This window comes from Candidatus Poribacteria bacterium, from assembly GCA_021162805.1.
In the GTDB taxonomy this organism is placed as follows: domain Bacteria; phylum Poribacteria; class WGA-4E; order B28-G17; family B28-G17; genus JAGGXZ01.
In genome coordinates this window covers 1-21,878 of record JAGGXZ010000115.1, presented here as the reverse complement: position 1 = coordinate 21,878, position 21,878 = coordinate 1, and the positions used below count along the sequence as shown (strand labels likewise).

22 protein-coding genes are annotated in these 21,878 nt (G+C 54.1%); 16 read left to right on the top strand and 6 right to left on the bottom strand.

Annotated elements, in window-relative coordinates; translation table 11 throughout:
• Window positions 1-66 precede the first annotated feature (66 nt).
• From J7M22_08980 to J7M22_08920, 13 genes are all read left to right on the top strand, one after another.
• The gene (locus tag J7M22_08980) at window positions 67-2,760 is read left to right on the top strand and encodes an HlyC/CorC family transporter (GenBank protein ID MCD6506743.1); all 2,694 of its coding nucleotides are present in this window, start codon (window positions 67-69) and stop codon (window positions 2,758-2,760) included.
• A 12-nt stretch (window positions 2,761-2,772) separates the two neighbouring features.
• Window positions 2,773-3,123: a DUF1844 domain-containing protein gene (locus J7M22_08975; GenBank protein MCD6506742.1), complete on the top strand. Its 351-nt coding sequence runs from the start codon at window positions 2,773-2,775 to the stop codon at window positions 3,121-3,123.
• On the top strand, window positions 3,065-3,556 hold the full coding sequence (locus J7M22_08970; protein ID MCD6506741.1) for a metallophosphoesterase family protein: 492 nt from the start codon (window positions 3,065-3,067) through the stop codon (window positions 3,554-3,556). The genes J7M22_08975 and J7M22_08970 overlap by 59 nt, the downstream gene beginning before the upstream one ends.
• 92 nt (window positions 3,557-3,648) lie before the next feature.
• The gene (locus J7M22_08965) at window positions 3,649-4,068 is read left to right on the top strand and encodes a GNAT family N-acetyltransferase (protein MCD6506740.1); all 420 of its coding nucleotides are present in this window, start codon (window positions 3,649-3,651) and stop codon (window positions 4,066-4,068) included.
• A gap of 134 nt (window positions 4,069-4,202) precedes the next feature.
• On the top strand, window positions 4,203-4,394 hold the full coding sequence (locus tag J7M22_08960) for a hypothetical protein (protein ID MCD6506739.1): 192 nt from the start codon (window positions 4,203-4,205) through the stop codon (window positions 4,392-4,394).
• The gene (locus tag J7M22_08955; protein ID MCD6506738.1) at window positions 4,381-4,644 is read left to right on the top strand and encodes a type II toxin-antitoxin system RelE/ParE family toxin; all 264 of its coding nucleotides are present in this window, start codon (window positions 4,381-4,383) and stop codon (window positions 4,642-4,644) included. Before J7M22_08960 ends, J7M22_08955 begins: the two co-directional genes overlap by 14 nt.
• 295 nt (window positions 4,645-4,939) lie before the next feature.
• Window positions 4,940-5,794 carry an AmmeMemoRadiSam system protein B gene (gene amrB / locus J7M22_08950; protein ID MCD6506737.1) on the top strand — a complete coding sequence of 285 codons (855 nt, stop codon included), beginning with the start codon at window positions 4,940-4,942 and terminating at the stop codon, window positions 5,792-5,794.
• The gene (locus tag J7M22_08945; GenBank protein ID MCD6506736.1) at window positions 5,721-6,407 is read left to right on the top strand and encodes a TIGR00296 family protein; all 687 of its coding nucleotides are present in this window, start codon (window positions 5,721-5,723) and stop codon (window positions 6,405-6,407) included. Before amrB ends, J7M22_08945 begins: the two co-directional genes overlap by 74 nt.
• Window positions 6,404-7,666, top strand: a complete 1,263-nt coding sequence (locus J7M22_08940; GenBank protein MCD6506735.1) for a histidine--tRNA ligase — start codon at window positions 6,404-6,406, stop codon at window positions 7,664-7,666. Before J7M22_08945 ends, J7M22_08940 begins: the two co-directional genes overlap by 4 nt.
• 92 nt (window positions 7,667-7,758) lie before the next feature.
• Window positions 7,759-9,543 (top strand): aspartate--tRNA ligase, encoded by a 1,785-nt coding sequence (gene aspS / locus J7M22_08935; protein ID MCD6506734.1) that lies wholly within the window; start codon window positions 7,759-7,761, stop codon window positions 9,541-9,543.
• Between the two features lie 11 nt (window positions 9,544-9,554).
• Window positions 9,555-10,124: a Uma2 family endonuclease gene (locus J7M22_08930; protein MCD6506733.1), complete on the top strand. Its 570-nt coding sequence runs from the start codon at window positions 9,555-9,557 to the stop codon at window positions 10,122-10,124.
• Between the two features lie 53 nt (window positions 10,125-10,177).
• Complete coding sequence (locus tag J7M22_08925) at window positions 10,178-10,744, top strand: Uma2 family endonuclease (GenBank protein MCD6506732.1); 567 nt, start codon at window positions 10,178-10,180, stop codon at window positions 10,742-10,744.
• Complete coding sequence (locus J7M22_08920) at window positions 10,741-11,964, top strand: AI-2E family transporter (GenBank protein MCD6506731.1); 1,224 nt, start codon at window positions 10,741-10,743, stop codon at window positions 11,962-11,964. Before J7M22_08925 ends, J7M22_08920 begins: the two co-directional genes overlap by 4 nt.
• 3 nt (window positions 11,965-11,967) lie before the next feature.
• On the opposite strand, the gene J7M22_08915 is transcribed toward J7M22_08920, so the two are convergent.
• Window positions 11,968-12,300 (bottom strand): MMPL family transporter, encoded by a 333-nt coding sequence (locus J7M22_08915; protein MCD6506730.1) that lies wholly within the window; start codon window positions 12,298-12,300, stop codon window positions 11,968-11,970.
• A gap of 290 nt (window positions 12,301-12,590) precedes the next feature.
• Between J7M22_08915 and J7M22_08910 the strand changes: the two genes are divergently transcribed.
• Both J7M22_08910 and J7M22_08905 read left to right on the top strand, forming a co-directional pair.
• The gene (locus J7M22_08910; protein MCD6506729.1) at window positions 12,591-13,325 is read left to right on the top strand and encodes a hypothetical protein; all 735 of its coding nucleotides are present in this window, start codon (window positions 12,591-12,593) and stop codon (window positions 13,323-13,325) included.
• 81 nt (window positions 13,326-13,406) lie between these two features.
• Window positions 13,407-13,709 (top strand): hypothetical protein, encoded by a 303-nt coding sequence (locus J7M22_08905; protein ID MCD6506728.1) that lies wholly within the window; start codon window positions 13,407-13,409, stop codon window positions 13,707-13,709.
• On the opposite strand, the gene J7M22_08900 is transcribed toward J7M22_08905, so the two are convergent.
• Complete coding sequence (locus J7M22_08900; GenBank protein ID MCD6506727.1) at window positions 13,703-14,359, bottom strand: prolyl oligopeptidase family serine peptidase; 657 nt, start codon at window positions 14,357-14,359, stop codon at window positions 13,703-13,705. The two genes, J7M22_08905 and J7M22_08900, sit on opposite strands and share 7 nt — an antisense overlap.
• Window positions 14,360-14,720: 361 nt before the next feature.
• On the opposite strand from J7M22_08900, the gene J7M22_08895 reads away from it, so the two are divergent.
• Window positions 14,721-16,736 carry a right-handed parallel beta-helix repeat-containing protein gene (locus J7M22_08895; GenBank protein ID MCD6506726.1) on the top strand — a complete coding sequence of 672 codons (2,016 nt, stop codon included), beginning with the start codon at window positions 14,721-14,723 and terminating at the stop codon, window positions 16,734-16,736.
• Here J7M22_08895 and J7M22_08890 read toward each other — a convergent pair.
• From J7M22_08890 to J7M22_08875, 4 genes are all read right to left on the bottom strand, one after another.
• The gene (locus tag J7M22_08890) at window positions 16,715-17,638 is read right to left on the bottom strand and encodes a UTP--glucose-1-phosphate uridylyltransferase (protein MCD6506725.1); all 924 of its coding nucleotides are present in this window, start codon (window positions 17,636-17,638) and stop codon (window positions 16,715-16,717) included. The two genes, J7M22_08895 and J7M22_08890, sit on opposite strands and share 22 nt — an antisense overlap.
• 1 nt (window position 17,639) lies before the next feature.
• Window positions 17,640-18,986: a GHMP kinase gene (locus J7M22_08885; protein MCD6506724.1), complete on the bottom strand. Its 1,347-nt coding sequence runs from the start codon at window positions 18,984-18,986 to the stop codon at window positions 17,640-17,642.
• 4 nt (window positions 18,987-18,990) lie between these two features.
• On the bottom strand, window positions 18,991-20,838 hold the full coding sequence (locus J7M22_08880) for a 1-deoxy-D-xylulose-5-phosphate synthase (protein ID MCD6506723.1): 1,848 nt from the start codon (window positions 20,836-20,838) through the stop codon (window positions 18,991-18,993).
• A gap of 1 nt (window position 20,839) precedes the next feature.
• A partial coding sequence (locus J7M22_08875) for a polyprenyl synthetase family protein (GenBank protein MCD6506722.1) occupies window positions 20,840-21,878 on the bottom strand: 1,039 nt, incomplete at its 5' end.

The following is a 21,878-nucleotide window of genomic DNA, read 5'->3' as shown; positions in this document are numbered from 1 at the left end:
TTATTGCGCCTCATGTTCAGGTATGCTAAAATATCAATGCGTTTAGAACCTTCTTGACGACCAAGGATGATGGACATAAGCTCTTTCTTACCTCACCTGATCGGATTAGCTCTGCTTCTGGGACTATCCGCCTTCTTCTCCGGCTCTGAGACGGCGATGTTCTCCCTGACCAAACTTCAGGTTCAGAGGTTGAGGGAAAGGACGGATGGTGCCAGCAGGGCTGTGGTCCGTTTTTATCAGGATCTCCGTCGCCTGCTTGTGACCGTTCTGATAGGCAACAACCTCGTCAACATAGCCTTCTCCAGCATCACCGGATCGCTCTTCATAGGGCTCATGGGAAGCACGAAGGGCGTCACAGCAGCCGTGATCTTCAACCTCCTGATGCTTCTAACCTTCGGAGAGATCACCCCCAAGGTGTATGCCCTTAAACATCCCCAGAGATTCGCCCTTAAAACCGCCAGGCCGCTCTGGCTGATCTCCATCTTTCTCTTCCCAGCCTACTGGATCCTGAAGCTGATCACAGATCTGATCATGCCCAAAGGAATGGAGTTTAACGATACGGTCACGCCCGATGAGATCAAAGCGCTCCTTTCGGCGGGTGCGGAGGAAGGGGAGTTTGAGGAGAGGGAGAGGGAGCTCATCCAGTTGATATTCGAGCTCAGGGATATCGAGGCGCATGAGATAATGATCCCTCGCACCGATATGATCTGCGCCCAGAGCACGGAGAGGATCGGCGATATATTGAACAAAGCTAAAGAACATGGCGTCTCCAGAGTTCCCATATACAGGAAGAGCCTGGACGATATCTGCGGAATATTCTACGCCAAAGACCTGCCCATATGGCGTGGATTCGATGTGATGGATATGACGGCGGAGTTCTTTATGACCGTCAGAGAGGAACTGCTGGTCGACCAGAGCGATACCCTCATAAGGAGACCTCACTTCGTGCCTGAAAGCCGAAGGGTCAGCGAACTGCTGAGGGACTTCTCCAGGTTCAAAACCCACATGGTCATACTGGTCGACGAATACGGCGGAACCTCAGGCCTTGTGACCTTGGAGGACGTGATAGAGGAAATCGTGGGTGACATCGTCGATGAGTACGACGAATATAGACCTCAGAGGGAAATGATAAAGGATCTGGGTGGAAACAGATATGAGGTCTCAGGGAGAACACCGGTCAGGCTTATCAACAGAACGCTCAGTCTCAAACTGGATGAGGAAGCGGCCGACACCATGGGAGGATATGTGATCAACCTCCTGGGAAGGATACCGAAGGCGGGTGAGGTCGTAGAGATAGAGGATCTTCGGATCGAAGTGGAGAAGATCGAAGGGATGAGGGTCGAGACCGTAATCCTGAGTAAGCTCGGCGGTAAGGGGGGGAAAACCAAGGGGATTATATCCCTCCTGGTGCCTCTGCTTCTCTTGGCTTCGAGCTCATGGGCGACGAGCGGATCGACTCCGCAATCCGTTTTGTGGCAGGCGATACCTTTTAGCATCATAGCTCTGATCCTCGTGGGATTCAGGGCGTTTTATGCCGGTTCGGAGACGGCCTTCGTATCGGCGAATAGGATGAGATTAAGAGCCTTGGCGGAGGATGGAGAGGTCAAAGCCGCTAGGGCTCTCTCCCTTTTCAGCATGCCCGAGGAGATCCTGACGATGACGCTCATAGGGACGAATCTGATGGGTATATCGGCCACCCAGATGGCGGTACTCGCCGCCAAATCGATAAGGCCGCACGATATAGCATGGCAAAGCTCGATCACCACCGCCGTGATGACCCCACTGATCCTGCTCTTCGGTGAGATCATCCCCAAATCCATCTTCAGGGCCAAGGCGAACTCGATCATGATGAGGGCCTATCTGATGATAAGAGGCTCACATCTGGCCTTCTATCCCGTCGTTAAGGTCTTCACGAGTCTCTCCTCCAAGCTCGCCTCGGCCGTCAAAGGGGAGGAGGAGAGCGACGCCCGAAGGAGCGAGCTCAGACTGCTTACGAGCATGGGGGAACAGGAGGGGGTGATCCTGCCCAGACAGAGGCAGATGATCCATAGCGTATTGGATCTGCACAGGAAGACGGTCGGCCAGGTGATGGTGCCCCTGGTCGAGATGATCTCCCTGAGAAAGGGCACGTCGATATCCGATTTCCTCGATATGGCCGCCAGATATCCCTATTCCAGATATCCGATCTACAGGAGGAGGATAGATGATATCGTGGGGATCGTCCACGTTCTGGATGTGATCTACTCCGGGGATGATGAGGGGACGATCGACAGGTTTATCCGAAGGGATCTGACCTTCGTGCCGGAGCTCAAACGGGTTGATACGTTCCTGAGGGAGTTTCAGCATAAGCTCCTCAATACGCCGAAGGAGGGAAGAAACCCGATGGCCTTTGTGGTGGACGAATACGGCGGCGTGGTGGGGCTCGTCACCATAGAGGATCTGATCGAGGAGATCATAGGCAACATCCAGAGCGAAAGGGGAGGGCAAAGCCACCTGATATCCATGGACGAGCGGAGCATAATATGCGATGGCAGGATGGAGATCGAGGAGCTGAACATGAGGTTTAACCTCCAGATACCCGAGGGGAACTATGAGACGGTGGCCGGCTATTTGATCTCGCTCCGCGATGGGGTGCCGAGGCCCGGCGAGGTGATCGATACGGATACGCTCAGGTTTATCATATTGAACTCGGATGAGAGGACGATTCGAAAGGTGAAGATCGTCAACAAAACGGGGAGATTCCCCGAGGAACTGACATAAGGGGGTGTGGCTATGGATGAGAGGAAAAAGGTTGAGCTACCGCCGGTCACGTTCATCGGATTTGTGACCACCCTTGCCAACGCCGCTTTCGCCTACATGGGCGGGATGGAGGATACCCAAACCAAAAAGCCCGTTATCGACCTGAACCTGGCGAGGCATACCATAGACACACTCGATATGCTTAAGGAAAAGACAAAGGGAAACCTCACGGAGGACGAGGAGAAGTTTTTGGAGAACGTGCTCTTCACGTTGAAGATGACCTTCGTGAGGATTTCTACCGAGCAGGAGAAAAAGGAGAGGGAAGATGAGGATAGGGGTGATATCGGACACGCACATCCCAAAGAGAGCACAGAGTCTGCCTGATGATCTGGTGGATGTGCTCCGTAAGCTCGACTTCATAATACACGCGGGGGATTTCGAGACGATGGAGGCGCTTAGAGAAATCGAGAGGATAAACAGGCTCGTTGCCGTCCACGGCAACATGGATTCCCCCGACGTCAGGAGACAACTGCCCAACAGGAGGGTTTTAAACGTCGAGCACGTCAGGATAGGGATCATACATGGATGGGGCGATCCGCACACGTTGCCGGAGAGGGTGATGGAACAATTTAAAGATGACGGCGTCAGATGTATCATCTTCGGCCACTCACATCAGGCGATGTGTGAGGAGAGGAAGGGGATACTCCTCTTTAATCCCGGAAGCCCCACGGACACCATCTTCGCCCACTTCAGATCCTACGGCATCCTTGAGGTCACCAGGGAGGGTGTGAAGGGGGAGATTATTAGGCTCGATTGAGCCTCCATACTGTTCTACTTGTCCATTTCGGCTATATCAGATATACTTAGAGTTAGGCGAAACCGCCGATACATGCTCCAGAAGGGGGCTTTATGGAAATACAAATACGGAAATTCAAAGAATCTGATATAGATTGTCTGGTTGAAATCCTTAAATTAAACGATCAATATAAATATCCCATTATTGATGGGCCGAGTGCGATGAGAAGAGTAGCAAACTGCGAGGCTGCTGTTTTCTTAGTTGCCGAAGTAGAAAAACAACCTTGCGGATTCATCAGAGCAGTTTATGATGGCTCTCGGGCGCTTATTCATCTTCTTTCAGTACATCCAGACTGCCAGAACCGTGGCATTGGTAGTGCGCTCGTCGAAGCTGTTTGTGCAGAGCTCTCTCGCCGTGATGCGCCAACCGTCAGTGCTACCATAACTGAGCAAAGCGTTAGTTTCTGGGAGAAGAAGGGATTCAGACGAACATCAGTCTTTCTTGTGCTTAAGGAGTTGAGGAAGACTCGTTAAAGGGAATATCGGCGGCATCGCCTAACAGCGTGTTTGTGGTTCGCTTTGCTCACTTAAATCCCGCCAAGGCGGGGCTTCGCAAACACGCAAAACGTTAAGCGAAATCGGTTGTTAGAAGCTTAAGGAGGATAGGTATGAAAAAATTTCAAGAACAATATATCGTAGATGAGAAGGGTCAAAAGACAGCTGTAATTCTTCCCGTTGAGGAGTATGAAGAACTTTTAGAGGATCTCCACGATCTTGCGATCATTGCTGAACGCCGGGATGAGCCTACAATACCTTTCGAAGAACTTAAGAAACGGTTGAAAGAAGATGGACTCTTATGAGATTCGATGGAAGAGCTCGGCAGAACGAGACTTGCGGAACATCGATCCACAGCATGTTCCTCGAATTATCAAGGCTGTCGAATCCCTTGTGGATAATCCATTTCCGTCACAACACCGTAAACTCCGAGGCTCAGAGCAAGATTATCGGATTCGAGTTGGGAATTACAGAGTGATCTACCAAGTGGATACCAAAACGAAAATCGTGACCATTTATCATGTCCGTCATCGTAGAGAAGCATATCGCACATAATAATACCGCCGACCGACTTCGCCTAACAGAGCGTATCTGGCTCCGCTTCGCCCAAATCTTACTTCGCAGGGCTTCAGATACGCTCGAAACGTTAAGCGCAATGCCAAGCACAACAAGGGGGCTTGGCATTGCGCAGCAGTAGGTGCATCGTTAGCAGCTTTCTATGTCGCAGAACTTCCGTTCGTAAGGATTTACCTGGCTATCCTTGAGGAAGCTTTTGCCTGTTGAGGTTTTGGTTGAGAAGGTATAGGGCTGACTTTCACGTGACTCTATAAAACCGGGGAGGGGGGAAGAGATGCTTTTTTCGTCTGATATCAGAAGGCCCGCCGTGGCGGGCGCGTTTTATCCCGATTCTCCATCGACCCTGCGTCGGATGGTCAGGGAATTCATAGACAAAGCCCCCAGGGTCGATGTCGATGGACGGATAATCGGGCTCATCTCGCCACACGCCGGCTACGTCTATTCGGGACATGTGGCGGGACATGCCTACAAACAGGTGGAGGGCGAAAGCTACGACTCGGTCGTCGTGATAGGGCCGAGCCATCGGATGCCGTTTTGGGGGTTCGCCCTGTGGGCTAAGGGCAGTTTCGAGACCCCCCTCGGCGCCGTCCCCATAGACGAAGGACTGGCCTCAGAGCTGATGAGCCTCAACGACGGGATAAAGCACCTTCCGCAGGCACACGCATATGAACATAGTATCGAGGTTCAACTTCCGTTTCTGCAGGAGAGCCTTGGTGAGTTCAAGCTCGTTCCCATACTCATGCAGGACTATTCCGAGGCGGCCTGTCATTCGCTCGCCAGCACTTTGGGAGAGTGTCTCAAAGGCAGGAACGTTTTGATCGTGGCGAGCACGGATCTCTCACACTACCCGGAATATGATGAGGCGGTCAGAGCGGATAGGATCGTGATCGAGGCGGTTTCGAAGTTTGATCCGGCGGAGCTGCGCCGCAGGATGGATGAGCATATGAGGCTAGGCGTCCCGGAGCTACACACGATGATGTGCGGCGCCGGGCCGGTTTACGTCCTGCTCGAAGCCGCCAAGCTCCTGGGTGCAGAGAGGGTGAAGGTGCTTAAATATGCCAATTCGGGCGACGTGCCTTTCGGCGATAAAGGCCAGGTGGTCGGATATATGGCCGCCGCCATATGGTAAGGGGGTGAAGACATTGGAGGATTTGCAAAAAAAGGTTACACCCGAGGTGGAGGAGCTTCTGAGCGAGGAGTCGCAGATACTGCTTCTTAGGATCGCAAGATCCTCGATAGAAAGCCACCTCTCGGGCAAATCCATGCCTCAATATGAGATAACGGACCCCAAGCTTCGGGAGAGACGCGGGGCCTTCGTGACGCTACACAAGGACGGAAGGCTCAGGGGGTGCATAGGATATGTCTTCCCAATCAAGCCCCTCTATCAGACCGTCCAGGAGGTCGCCGTCGCCGCCGCTGTGGACGATCCTAGGTTTCCCCCCGTTAGATTAGAGGAGATGGAGGAGATCGAGATAGAGATCTCAGCCCTTACGCCGCTCAGACGGATAAGGGGCATCGACGAGATCAAGGTCGGTACTCACGGGATTTACATCAAGAGGGGAATCAACTCGGGATTGCTTCTGCCACAGGTGGCGGTGGAGTATGAATGGGACAGGGAACAGTTCCTGGCGAATACCTGTCAAAAGGCATGGCTTCCACCGGATGCGTGGAAGGATCCGATGACGGAGATCTATATCTTCAGCGCTCAGGTCTTCAGTGAAAAGGAGAAGGGACTGAAATGAGGGTAAAGGCGGTAAGAGGGACAAGGGATATCACTCCGGGTGAGATGGCGAAATGGCGATACGTCGAGGAGGTCGCCAGGGATATCTTCAGGAGATACGGCTATAGGGAGATACGCACGCCGACCTTCGAACACACTGAGCTTTTCATAAAGGGGACGGGCGAGACGACGGATATCGTCGAAAAGGAGATGTACACCTTCACCGATAAGGGTGGAAGGAGCATCACGCTTCGGCCGGAGGGAACGCCGGCGATAGTGAGGGCATGTCTGGAAAACGGTCTTCTCAGCTCCCTGCCCGTGCTGAAGCTGGCATACATCGGACAGATGTTTCGATACGATAGGCCCCAGGCCGGCAGATATAGGGAGTTCTGGCAGATAGGTGTCGAGGCGTTCGGATCCGATAACCCCGCAATCGATGCCGAGGTGACCCAGCTGGCATACCAGCTCATGAAGGAGGTCGGCCTTAAGGGGCTCTCCCTCGATATCAATAGCATCGGCTGTAACAGATGTAGGCCGAGATATGTCGAGCATCTCAGGGAGTTCGGGAGAAGACATATCGATAGGCTATGTGGGAAATGCGCGGATCGGCTTGATCGAAATCCGCTGAGGATATTGGATTGTAAGGAGGAAAGGTGCAGGATCGCTACAAAGGAGGCGCCTGTCATTCTGGATTATCTCTGCGATGAATGCAGATCGCATTTCGATGGGCTTAAAAGGTATCTCGAGGAGCTTGATGTCCCGTACAGTGTGAATCCTAGGATCGTGCGAGGGCTGGATTACTACACCAGGACGGTCTTTGAGATCACCGCCGAAGGGTTGGGGGCGCAAAACGCCGTCGTAGGCGGTGGTAGATATGACTATCTGGTGGAGCAGATGGGCGGCAAGCCCACACCCGCATTGGGATTCGCCGCCGGACTGGATAGGATTATCGCCTCGCTCGACGCCCAGGGGTTTAGGTTCCCAATCGCCGAGGGAATCGACTGTTTCGTGGCCGTCATAGATGAAGCTTTCGGGGATGCGCTGAGGCTGACGGATAAACTCAGAAGCGAAGGGCTCTCGGTCGAGATGGAGTTTCGGGGCCGAAGCCTCAGGGCGCAGATGAAAACGGCCGATAAGCTTAAGGCGAGGTTCGTCGCCATAGTCGGCGGCGAGGAGATGAAGGAAGGAAAGGTGGCCCTTAGAAATATGGAGACGGGTGAGCAAACCGATGTCCCCTTCGACCAGGTGGCGAGGGTTTTAGAGGGGCGGTGTAGCATGTAGTTCATCCAAGGGTGGAGGAGTTCGCGAGGGGATAGGGCGTCAAAATCTACAAATCCTACGAGTTAATTTAACTCTCTGCTTTGGAGGTCGATATGTTGAAGAGAAAGAGAACCCATTACTGCGGCGAGTTAAGGATGAAGGACGTCGGAAGTGAGGTCGTCCTCATGGGATGGGTGCAGCGGAGGAGGGATCACGGCGGACTGATATTCATAGATCTCCGAGATAGAACCGGCCTGATACAGGTCGTCTTCAGTCAGGATATAGATCCTGAGGCACATCAGCTCGCCCACAGGCTCAGGAACGAATACGTCATATGCGTCACGGGAAAGCTGCGCAGACGGCCCGAGGACACGATCAACCCCAACATCCCCACCGGCGAGGTCGAGGTGGCGGGATATGAGCTGCAGATATTGAATACCTCTGAAACCCCGCCCTTCATGATAGAGGACAACCTGAACGTGGCCGAGGAGATAAAGCTCAAATATCGATATCTGGACCTGCGAAGGCCAAGGATGTTCCGCAACCTCCTCATCCGACACAAGGCCGCGCTCTCAGTCCGGAAGTACATGGACGAGCAGGGGTTCCTGGAGGTGGAGACGCCCGTCCTGACCAAAAGCACTCCCGAGGGCGCCCGTGATTTCCTGATCCCCAGTCGTCTTCATCCGGGCAAGTTCTACGCCATGCCCCAGTCGCCTCAGCTTTTCAAACAGATGCTCATGATCGCCGGAATAGACAAATACTTCCAGATAGTCAAATGTTATCGTGACGAGGACCTCCGCGCCGACAGACAGCCTGAGTTCACGCAGATAGACATCGAGCTCTCCTTCGCCGATCAGGATGACGTGTTCGCCGTCACCGAGGGATTGGTTAAAAGGATGTTCAAGGAGGCGGCCGGGATCGATCTGGAGATCCCCTTCCCGAGATACACCTATCAGGAGGTTATGAGCCGATACGGGTCGGACAAGCCCGACACCCGATTCGGCATGGAGCTGGTGGACGTCTCGGACATCGTGAGTGAAAGCGAATTCAGGGTCTTCACCGAGGTTCTGAAGGGTGGCGGACAGGTGAAGGGATTGGTTGCCCCGGGCTGTGCGGGGCTCTCCAGAAGCCAGATAGATGAGCTTACTAAGTTCGTAAAGATCTACAAGGCCAAAGGGCTAGCATGGATGAGGGTGACGCCGGACGGGATAGACTCGCCGATCAGGAAGTTCTTCCCCGAGGGCTGCCTCAGCGCTCTCGTGGAGCGGATGAGGGGACAGGCCGGAGATATGCTTTTCTTCGTGGCCGACAGGCCCAAGATCGTCGCCGATGCCCTCGGCAATCTGAGGCTGAGGCTGGGGAATCAGTTGGGGCTGATAGATGAAGGCCAGTTTAGCTTCCTCTGGGTGACCGACTTCCCGCTCTTTCAGTGGAACGAGGAGGAGAACAGATGGGATTCGGAACATCATCCCTTCACGGCGCCGAACTACGAGGATCTGGATCTGCTGGGTGAGGATCCAGGCAGGGTCAGATCTCAGTCTTATGACCTCGTCGTCAACGGCACTGAGGTCGCAAGCGGCAGCGTGAGGATTCACGATATGAATCTGCAGCGCAAGATCTTCGAGATCCTCCAGCTTGGCGAGGAGGACATCGAGGTGCGATTCGGCTTTTTCCTCGAGGCCCTCAAATACGGCGCCCCACCTCACGCGGGAATCGCCCTGGGGTTTGACAGATTGGTGATGATGATGGCCGGAGGGGAATCCCTACGCGACGTCATCCCGTTCCCAAAGACTCAACGTGGGATATGTCTAGTGACGGGCGCTCCGTCGAAAGTGACGCCACAGCAGCTCGAGGAGCTCCGTATAAGCGTCGAGGATATCCAGGAGGAAGAGGTGTGAGGTGATATGAGGTGATCGACGTTCAAGCTGCGGTTTCACAAGAGAGATTGAAGTTCACCTATGAGGATTATCTCAAGCTGCCGGATGACGGCAAGGTGTATCAGATCATCGACGGGGAGGTTTTCATGGCCCCTGCTCCCACCCCCAAACATCAGGTGATATGCGGAAGGATATGGTCTGTGCTCTCAAACTTTATACGCCTCAGAGAACTCGGAGAGGTGATATTTGCCCCCTGCGATGTGGTGCTTTCGGAGGAGAACGTCGTCCAGCCGGATATCCTGTTCGTCTCATCCCAAAGAGCCCATATCATCGGCGAGAGATACATCTCCGGCCCGCCCGATCTCGTGGTGGAGATCCTCTCGCCCGGCACGGAGAAGATAGATAGGGTTCTCAAGAGAGGACTCTATGAGCGATACGGCGTCAAAGAGCTATGGTTTGTTTCACCTGAGAGGAGGGAGATTCAGGTCTTGAGACTCGTGAGGGGTAAATTCGTCGAACATGGGAGGTTCGGCGTAGGCGAAACCCTCACCTCCCCCCTGCTGTCCGGTTTGAAATTCGATATAGATGAGGTTCTCATCTAAGCGTCGGAGATGTCCGAAGGAGATAGGAGGCGAGGTGATTTAAAGTGAGTGGAATTCAGCCTGTTATCTTGCAGGAGAGATTGAAGTTCACCTATGAGGATTATCTCAAGCTGCCGGATGACGGCAAGGTGTATCAGATCATCGACGGGGAGGTTTTCATGGTCCCTGCTCCCACTCCAAATCATCAGAGGATAGCCCTGCAGATGGCTATCAGGTTAAGCGCATTTGTAAATGAGAAAGGATTAGGCGAGGTGTTCATCGCCCCCTGTGACGTGGTTCTCTCTGAGGAGAACATCGTCCAGCCGGATATCTTGTTCATCTCATCCCAAAGAGCCCATATCATCGGCGAGAGATACATCTCTGGACCGCCCGATCTCGTGGTGGAGATCCTCTCGCCCGGCACGGAGAAGATAGACAGGGTTCTCAAGAGAGGGCTTTATGAGAGATACGGCGTCAAAGAGCTATGGTTCGTTTCACCTGAGAGGAGGGAGATTCAGGTCCTGAGGCTCGTGAGGGGTAAGTTCGTCGAACATGGGAGGTTCGGCGTAGGCGAAACCCTCACCTCCCCCCTGCTGTCCGGTTTGAAATTCGATATAGATGAGGTTTTCGCCGATCGATGAGGGATCTGGATTCGAAGGATATATTGACGTTAGCGATAGCCATATGCGTGGTGGTTTCGGCCCTGATCGCATATGGCTTTTCGCTTAAGGCCATATTTAACCCCGTTGTCCTCTATCTGAGCGTTCTCTATCTGCTATGGCCCTACCGTTCAAGCGGGATAGGCGGAAGGCTGATAGTAATTATGACCGTCCTGCTTGCCGTGTGGGGGATATACAAGCTTGGCAGGACGCTCTCACCCTTTCTGGTCGGGTTGGGACTGGCGTATATGTTCGATCCGCTTGTGGTCAAGCTTGAACGGTATATACCGCGCTCCGTGGGGATAGCGCTGGTGATGATGGCTTTGGTGATATTCGTTCTGGGTATGGCTTTCTTCATAGCCTTCCCCGCCGTCAAACAGATGATAGGATTGACCAACCTGATCTACGATTTTTACACCAGCAAGGTCGTTCCCTATCTGAGCCGGGGTGGAGGTGCGGATGAAAGCCCGATGAGGCAGATACTGGACGCCGTGATGACGGACTTCAAATCGAGGGTTCCACAGATCGCAAGCTCGATCGGCGGTTACACCTTCAAGCTTTTCAGCAACGTCGCAAGCGCATTGCTGAGCATCCTGGGGTTTATCGTCGTTCCCGTCATAACGTTCTACATGCTGAGCGAGATCAAGGCGTTGAAGGGTTTCGCCGCCAGGGTAGTGGATAGAAGCCCCAGAAGTGGGATGATCAAGGATTTTCTCAGGGATGTCGATGAGAGCCTCTCGCAGTTCCTCAGGGGACAGTTGGCCGTTTCCTCGCTGGTGGCGCTGTTGACAAGCTTCGGGCTTTTCATAATAGGGCTCCTGGGTCCGACCGATCTCAGGAACTACGCCCTTTTGGTTGGGATAATAGCCGGCATAGCCAACATGATCCCATATATCGGGGCGATCTTGGGGGCTATACCGGGGGTGCTGATCTGCCTCTCATCGCCGGGATACAGATGGTATTTCCTCGTGGCGGTCATCGGATGGTTTTTCGTCGTCCAGTTCACAGAGGGGAACTTCATATCTCCGAAATTGATGGGCAGAACGCTCAACCTGAACCCGGTTTTAATCCTCGTGGCCGTTTTCATCGGGAGCGACCTCATCGGGCCCGTGGGTATGCTGCTGGCCATTCCCTCCGTCTGCGTTATAAGGGCCGGAGTAAGAACGGGGATCAGGATGGTGAAGGCGGAGACGAAGGGATGACGGTCATTGAGGGCTCTTAGATCCGGAGAATCTGGTCACCCTAAAGGCCGGTGATAGGATCAACACCGTCGTTATGAGACATGAGCCGATGCCGATGACCAGAACCGTTCCCATGCTCGCCATGCCCCTGTGAGTCATAAACATCAAGGAGCCGAATCCGATCATCGTGGTCAGAGATGTGAGAAGGATCGCCTTGCCGGTGTTGGCAAAGACCGTCCCGATCCTCTGCCATCCTTCCATTCGATATCGATGTATCAGATGAACGCCGTCGTCTATGCCTATGCCGATTATGAGCGGGAAGGCTATGAGGTTGGTGAAGTTCAACTTCATGCCCAACAGTTTCTTTTTTCCCTTGCCAAGGGCTTTTCAATGATTTGGCATAATCAGGCATGGTAAGGGCGTTTCCCTACGCATGCCCCTGAATCCGGCAGGCACAAGGAGGAACGGCGAATGGCGAGTAGCGAATGGTGATTCTCCCCTATTCGCTGCTCGCCACTCGCTACTCGCTACAATTACAGCGCTGGCGAAAAGCGTTGAAAACCTCCTTGTCCTTTGACTTTGACAAAGGGAGGGATGTGTGGTAGAATTTCTCCCGTTAAAAATCGGGAACATGAGGCTGTTAAGCTATGGAGGGGAGAGATACCAGAGCCGATATCGGCTGGAATTGGATGGTCGTCTATACCACCAGGGATGAGTGGACGGCAAGGCTGATGAAAGCTGCCCTTGCCGGGGAAAGGATAAGATGCAAGTTGATCATGTCTCAACGGGGGGATTATCTGGTCACCGTTCCGGATATCAGGGAGATCGAGGCGCTTGAGGTGGTGAGCAGGGTCGAGATGGCGATCTCCGAGTACGCCCTTGAAAGAGCGATGGAGGAGTCAGGGAGATTGGAGGAGATATCGAGATTCACCAGATCGCCGGAACCGGAGGAAACCTATATCCCCAAAGCTGCGCCAGCGGCCGTCGAAAAGATGGTTATAGCATCCCGAGAAGGCGTGGGCGAGATCGTTCATTATATGGATCACGGATACGAGCTAAGAGTCGGACCGGAGCCATACTACATGGTCGAGGAGTCACGCTGGGGGGAGTTTACCGATTTCAGCGCGCAGAGGCATGAATTCTCCATATTGCTCAAAACCGAGTATCCGAACCTCTACCGATGGCTGAAACAGAATAAGATGATGGGCGAATTCATCAGGTTGGTAGAGTCAACCTATAGGGATGTTCCTCCTCCCAGGAGGAGGGAGAGAAGGGAAACCTCGCCCGAACATAGGAGGAAGATCATCATCTGGACCCTCTCGGCCGCGGGAGCGATCCTGATCATGGCAATTATCGCTCTGGTTGTGCTGTTTCTCGATTGAGCTCTTCTGGAAATCGCGAGATCAAAACCCCAAAATCTCGGAGGAAGGGGTGAACTTCGATGAGAGGCCATCACGCTGCCTATGCTGCTCAAGAACTACGGTTATACCTCCGCCAATATAGGCAAGCTTCACTTCCTACCCTGCTCAAACAGAGATCACGGGGAACCTCATCCATCATATGGATTCGATCACTTGGAGATTTCGGACGAGCCCGGATGTTATGAGGACGCCTATCGAGCGTGGGTCAGACGGGTGGCGCCGGATCAGCTATCAGGCCTGGCCGGAAAGGCCAGATACGACAACATCCTGGCTGAGCTTCGGCATGAGATGTTAAAGCGGCTGATCCAGATCGAGCGCCCCATACGCCCCGTTTGGGCTTACTGATCGGTTTCACCTTTGGAGTGTTGCAGGAGCCACTCGTAGAGCTCCGGATTTTCATATGTCTGCGTCCAAGAGTCATGTCCTGCGTCGGGATAGACGGTGAATCGAACATTCCCGCCGCAGGCTTTCAGTGCTTCAACCATCTTCTCGGACTCGCTTAAGGGAACGATCTCATCCTTAGCCCCGTGGAAGACCCATACCGGTATATCCTTCAGCCGCGGCGCCCATTCGGGATCACCACCGCCGCAGATAGGAGCTATGGCTGCGAACCTCTCGGGATATGAGGCGGCCAACCGCCAGGTTCCAAATCCCCCCATGCTCAATCCCGTCAGATATACCCTGCTGACATCGACGGAATAGCTCTCCACGATGTGATCCAGGAAGGCGTTCAGTGATTCTATCTCCGCCGTCCACCATGAATACCTCGGACATTGAGGCGAGACGGCTATAAACGGAAAATCCCTCCATCTTTCGGTGATTTTCGGTATTCCATGTCTTTTAAGCAGATCCAGGTCATCTCCCCTCTCCCCCGCTCCGTGTAGGAAAAGGATCAGTGGCCATTTTCTCCTTGGATCCCTGCTGTATTCATCGGGTAGAAAGAGGAGATATCTCAGCCGAACGGTTTTGACTATTTCAATCTCCCTCTCGAACATACATCTGTATTCCATCTCAACCTCCTGAGGATGCGACCGTATCATGTTTGAGGTTACGATAACATAAAACAGGGGGTCTTTCAACCTTTTATGTCTTCCAGATCTTGACGACATAAGGAGCTACTGTTACAATATCGCAAGTTCCATCGGATACGTTGGAGAATAGGGAGAGAACCCCGACGGCGATTGGGATTACCTTGTGAGCGCGGAGACACCCCAAAAGATCAAAATTGCAGGAAGGGAGATCCACGGTCAGCTTATCTTCATCCATGAAGATGAAATCGGGAAGATCACGGAGATTGAAACCGTTAGATAAACCCTTCGAGCTTCAGAGGTGTCTTACAGTATGAGGAGGGAAGGCATGGAATGGCTGGTGATGGCCGTAACGATGGGGATAATCACGGCGATGAACGGGCCTAAAGGCCTCGTTCTCTACGTCTCCATAGATGGCGATGATGGATGGTCCGGAAGGCTTCCTGAGCCGAACGCTGAGGAGAACGACGGGCCGTTTGCCACCCTGGAACGGGCCCGCGATGAGATCCGAAGGCTGAAGGCCGAGGGGAAACTGAAGGGCAGCGTGACGGTCTTCGTGCGCGGAGGAAGATATTACTTGGATAAACCCTTCAAGCTGACCTCTGAGGACTCCGGCACGCCCGACACGCCTATCCTCTATAGAGCCTATCCGGGTGAGGAGGTCAGGCTGATCGGCGGCAAACCGGTGTCGAACTGGCAGCCGGTCACCGATCGCTCTATACTGGGCCGCTTGGATGAATCGGCCAGGGGAAAGGTCATGCAGGCCGATCTGCGTTCCATCGGGATAACCGATTACGGCCGGCCAAGCGGCGGTGGTCTGGAGCTTTTCTTCAACGACAAACCCATGACGCTGGCGCGGTATCCGAACGAGGGATTCATGCATATCGCCGACGTGGTCGCCCATGATGGACATCAGATCCACGGCATCAAGGGCAGCAAGATCGGAAAGTTCTATTATGAGGGCGATCGGCCCAAACGGTGGGTCGGTGAGAAGGACCCATGGTTGCATGGATACTGGTTCTGGGACTGGTCCGATCAGCGACATAGGATCGAGTCGATAGATACTGAGAGACGGATTATCTCCGTCGCTCCGCCCTATCATAGCTATGGATATCGCAAGGGCCAATGGTTTTACGCATATAACATCCTCGCCGAGCTGGACAGCCCCGGCGAGTGGTATCTCGACCGGGAGAGCGGCATCCTCTACTTCTGGCCGCCCGGCGATATCGAAAACGGATGCCCGACGGTTTCCACTGTCTCCACGTTGGTGGAGATGAGGGATGTCTCACATGTGACGCTTCAGGGATTTACCCTGGAGGTGGCGCGGGGCAACGCCATCACGATCGCAAACGGCGAGGAGGATCGAATCATCGACTGCACCATCCGTAATATCCATGGATGGGCGGTGCGGATCTCCGGCGGGAAAGGGGATAAGGTGACGGGATGTGAGATCTACAACATCGGCCACGGCGGCATAGCCCTGAGCGGCGGCGATCGGAGGAGATTGATCCCCGCCGGGCATCTCGCCGAGAACAACCACATCCATCATTACGGCCTGTGGAAGAGGATGTACACCCCCGCCGTCTCATTGAGCGGAGTCGGCAACCGGGCGAGACATAACCTCATCCACGATGCGCCGCACCAGGCGATCGCCTTCAGCGGAAACGATCATCTGATCGAGTTCAACGAGATCCACCACGTCTGCCTCGAATCCAACGACGCCGGGGCGATCTACAGCGGACGGGATTGGACATGGCGGGGGACCGTCATCCGATACAACTTCTTCCATCACATCAACGGATTTCAGAATCGGGGATGTATGGGCGTTTATCTGGATGATATGTTGTGCGGCACGATCATCTACGGCAACGTCTTCTATCGCGTGACCCGCGCCGCTTTCATCGGCGGCGGAAGGGATAACATCGTGGAGAACAACATCTTTGTGGAATGTAACCCTGCCGTGCATGTGGATGCTCGTGCGATGGGATGGGCATCTTATCACGTGAACACGACGATGGTGGAACGGTTGAACAGGGTGCCGTATAAGAAGCCGCCCTGGAGCGAGAGGTATCCAGAGCTGGTGAACATCCTGGAGGACGAGCCGGCCGCGCCCAAGGGGAACAGGATCATCCGTAACGTCTGCTGGAGAGGGAAATGGCTGGAGATCGAGGGGAAGGCGAAACCATATGTGCGATTTGAGGAAAACCTCATCGATCAAAACCCGCTCTTCGTAGATGCCGAGAAGATGGATTTCCGCCTGCGCCCCGATTCACCGGCATATAAGATCGGATTTAAGCCCATCCCCTTCGAGAAGATAGGGCTCTATCGCTCAAATTCCCCTTGAATGTAGCGGTCCAGCGATGATATGAGCCAAGAAGAAACACCTTGATGCCATCGAATCAGGCTTTTCAGGTATTCCAAAGGGGTGCCGATGTCGAACCTCTCGCCTTCGACGATGTATCCCAGCATGCCCTCCGATCCTACAAGCTCATCCATCGCGTCGCGCAGTTGGACCTCATGTTCAGAGGGCGTTTCGGCGATCATCCTCTCGAGCACATCGAATACGCTTGGTCTCAACACGTCTATCCCGAAATTGCCGAGATACCCGTTGATCCCTTCGATTTTAAGGTTCTCTCTGGCATAGGATGGATCTGGCTTTTCCACCAACCTTTCGAGCTTCAGGATGCGATCTTCGCCCGGCAGAAACTGACCCGATATAATTCCCACGGATCGAACCTGATCCTCCTCGACGACCGTCAATCCCGTGACGTTGAGGGAAAACCTCTCGAAGACCTCCATAACCTGGGCGATACATCGTTTCTTGGAGCCTGAGCGATAGAGATGGTCACCTAAGCTCACGACGAACGGGTTATCTCCCACAAGTTTCCTGGCGCAGTATACGGCATGGCCGAAACCATGTGGCTCGTCCTGAAAGGCGAATCTGACGAGATCCCCCAGCTTTTCCCTCTGATCCTCCATGTGAAATAGATCTGCCCTACAACGTATTTGAGGAGGCGGTTGGTCGAACAGGTATCTCGCTATCATCTCATCCTGTCCGGGACGAACGACCAGGCAGATCTCCTCGATCCCCGATTCCGCTGCCTCAAGCAACATGAGATGGAGGGCGGGCTTGGCAAATCCATCCATGTCTATCACCGGAAGGAAAGCCTTGGGAACTACTCTTGTGAGGGGATACATCCTCGTGCCGAGCCCGGCAAGAGGGATGACGCATTTTCTGACCTTCATTCTATCTCCCCGTTCGATGCACTTCGATCCCATATAACGCCGCCCCATCGGATGATCCGATGAACAGATCGGGTTTAAGGCCCGTGGCCGAGCGATATCGGCTGCATATCTCCTCCAGCGCCCAGTCGGAATCGCTTGAGCACATCACCGCCACTGTCCCGCCACCTCCTCCCCCGGTTATCTTCGCCCCGAAGATCCCCATCTCAACTCCCAGCTTGCGGGCGAACCTGACGATCATATCCACCTCCCTGCACCCCAGCCCTGCCCGGTATTTATAGCTCCAATGCGAGCTATACATGAGCGAACCTGCTTTCCTGAGCGTGGGGATCGCATCTTTAAGGGAGTCGAACCGGCTCAGGGATTTGATCAACTTGATGAATCTCTCGACCCTTCTGTTTTCGTAAATCGGATGTTCCGTGCAGCTCCGAACGCGATATATCTCATAGGGGTTGACCTCCGTGACGGTGTCGACCGTGTCTCCGTACCGTCTGAGGAACTCCTCCCCTTTCATTCTCAGCGGGAGGACCTGGGCGAGCTCCCCCCTAAATTCCTCCGGCGACACCTCACAAAGGTACTTCGCCTCCAGCTTGAGCTCATGCAGTATGATCGTGAAACCCATGAAGGTCGCCGTTCTGGTTTTCGTATAGGCCTCGCCCGCCGTGCTCCTTTTGACGCGGGAGTTTATCCCGACGAACCGGATGAAATCGGGTATTTCGACCTGTTCCAGAACCTCGCCGGGGCGGCAGAGGATGGATATGAGTCTGTTTCTACGTCCCATAACCGACGTTATCTGATCCATGATCCCACACGGCGCCCCGACGATCCGATTCTCCACGATTTGACAGAGGCTTGCTATCCTCATCGGATCGAGTTTCAGGCCGTAACACGCCAGTATTGAGCTCATCGATGCGACTTCCAGCGCCGCCGACGAGCTTATCCCTGCTCCCATAGGGACGGTGCTGTCTATCAGGATGTTCGCCCCACACGGGAACCGCCTCACAATTCCCTCATGTATCAGGACGGGGAAGACCCCCAGCACATATCCGGCCCATCTTCTCTTGGGATTAAATGAGAATAGGGAGCGGAGTTGATCGTAGGACTTGAACAGGTCGTAGATGGAAAGCTCCACCTTCGGATCGAACCCCTCTTCCTCGGCGTTCAGGCTCAGCACCCGGAGCTTATCGTCCTTCCTGCGCTGGCATCCGACGGTGACGGCGTTCCTCAGGGGCATCTCGAAGACGTTCGAGCCGCTATAGTCGGCGATCCCGCCCATGACGTCCAGCCTTCCCGGGGCGCGGGAGAGAAAGACATCCTCGCCGGAGTCGAACCATCCTTCCCTAAATTTCACGGTTTCACCCTGATTCCATGATCTGCGTGGCGGCCCTATATATCCCCTCCTCATCTATCCCGCATATCCTGTGTAATGTTTTCAGATCTCCGTGTTCGATGAACCTATCGGAGATGCCGAGCCGTTTGACCTTAACGGCGATACCTCTGTCCATCAGGAGCTCGCAGACGGCGCTGCCAAATCCCCCTGCCAGGACGTGATCCTCCACGGTGATGATCCTGCCGATTCGGGAACACATGTCCAGTATCATCTCCTCATCCAGGGGCTTGACGAATCTGGAGTTGACCACCGCAGCCTTTACCCCCTCGGTCTCAAGTCTCTCGGCGGCTTTCAGGGCGGGATGGACAGTTCGACCTATGGCCAGGATCAGGAGATCGCCTCCTTCCCTCATCAGCTCGGCCCTGCCTATCGGTATTGTTTTAAGTTCCTCTGAGAGCTCAACTCCCACCCCCGCGCCGCGGGGATATCTCATGGCTATGGGGCCGTCATACTCCAGCGCCGTCTTAAGCATATGTCTCAACTCATCCTCATCCCTGGGAGCCATGACGACGATGTTCGGTATATGTCTGAGATAGGCGAAGTCGAAGACACCGTGATGGGTGGGGCCGTCCTCGCCGACCAAACCTCCCCTATCCATGGCGAACACCACCGGCAGGTTCTGTAGACAGACGTCGTGTTCTATCTGGTCATATGCCCTCTGGAGAAAGGTCGAGTATATGGCGACGACCGGTTTGAACCCCTCAGCCGCCAATCCTGCGGCGAAGGTCACAGCACACTGTTCTGCGATGCCCAGATCGAAGCATCTATCCGGGAAAGCCTTCATGAACTTATCCAACCCCGTTCCGCTCGGCATGGCGGCCGTTATGGCGATGATCCTCTCATCCTGACGCGCCAGATCTATTAACGTCTGGCTGAAGATGCTGGTGTAGGATGGAGGGGCCTTCCGCTTTATGGGTTGACCGGTGGCGAGATCGATTCCGCTGACGGAGTGAAACCGGGTGGGGTTACGCTCGGCGAACTCATATCCCTTTCCCTTCTTCGTCACGACGTGCACGAGGATGGGGCCATGCATGTATTTGATCCCCTCGAACACCTCTATCATCTCCTCGATGTCGTGACCGTCGACGGGCCCGAAATACTGGAACCCCAGCTCCTGAAAGAGGGTCCCCTCGCCCATCAACGATATGAGCCTTCTGGCAAGCCTCGCCGCTCCAGGGGAGATCCTCCTTATTATCTCCTCGGTGTTCTCCCTGAAAAGGGTATATGCCCGATTGGTGACTATCCTGTTTATGTATTTGGCCAGGGCGCCGACATTGGGTGAGATGGACATCTTGTTGTCGTTAAGGATCACGATGAGGTTTCGCCTCATGCCGCCGGCGTTGTTCAGACCTTCAAACGCCATTCCGGTGCTCATGGCCCCATCGCCTATCACGGCTATGACCCTGAACGTCTCACCTCTTATATCCCTGCCGACCGCCATCCCAAGGGCTGCCGGTATGGAGGTGCCGGCATGTCCCGCTCCGAAAGCGTCATATTCGCTCTCGTTCCGCTTCAGGAAACCGCTCAACCCGCCGTATTTCCTTATGGTAGGGAAAAGGTCCCTTCTGCCGGTGATGATCTTATGGGCATAGGCCTGATGTCCCACATCCCATATGATCTTATCCGACGGGGCGTCGAAGACCCTGTGCAGGGCGAGGGTCAGCTCCACCGTGCCGAGGTTTGAGGCCAGATGTCCGGGCGTGCTGGACATAACGGTGAGGATATACTGTCTTATCTCCTCGGCTAATATCCTGAGCTCCTCTATCGTTAGATTCTTAAGATCTGCCGGCGAATTAACCCTTTCAAGCACCATTTCAGAACTTCCTCTCTATCATATATAGCGCCCATGATTCAAGCAGATCTTTATACGGCGATGGCGGAATGGATTCGAGATATGTCAGCGCGTCGATGATATATGACCTTGCCATATGAGCCGTATAGCTCACCCCTCCCAGATCCCTGAGCAGTTTTATCGCCTCCTTTATCTGGGAGAGTTTGGCTCTCGGGTTCCCCAGAACCGACATCAGGAACTCCTTTTGGGATGGATTGGCGTTCTGATAGGCGTGATATAACACCAGGGTTCTCTTGCCCTCACGGATATCAGAGCCGACCGGTTTGCCCAGCTTCTTCTCGTCGCCCACCACGCCCAGAATGTCGTCCTGAAGCTGGAATGCGGTTCCACATTTGCTCGTGAAGGAGGATATGGCCTTGACGTATTCGTGATTCGGATCGGTGGTGTTCAACCCTATCATCGCCCCGGCCTTTCCGGCAAATTCGTATAGAATCCCCGTCTTCTTCCAAAGCATGTCCAGGATGAGGGTTTCATTTAGGAGTTCCATAGGTACCTTCGAATACTGTATATCCCTCAGCTCGCCGTCTATCAGGATACTGAGAACCCTCATCTCGGAATCCCTTATCAGATAGAGAGCCAGCTTCGGATCTATATCTCCTTTTAAGGCCATGTCGGCCAGGATTGAAACCGCCCATCCCTGCTGCATATCCCCGGCCAGCATGGCGACCGACATGCCATAGTGCTTTGCCTCGGAGGATCTGTATCCCATCTCCTCTATCGCCCTTATCCTGAACTCCTCATGAACGGTCGGTCCGCCCCGTCTGGTTTTATCCCTGTCGATGATATCATCGTGGACGAGCGTCCAGGTGTGGAAAACCTCCACAGCGGCCGCCGCCGGAACCGCCCTCCTCTCATCTCCCCCGACGGCCCCGCATGAAAAGAGCAACACGGCAGGCCGAAGTGATTTGCCCCCCTGTCTCATATAGCTGAAGACGGCATCGCCTATGTGGTCCGGATAAAAGTTGTAATTCCCCGAAAGGAGAAACTCATAGACGAGTTTT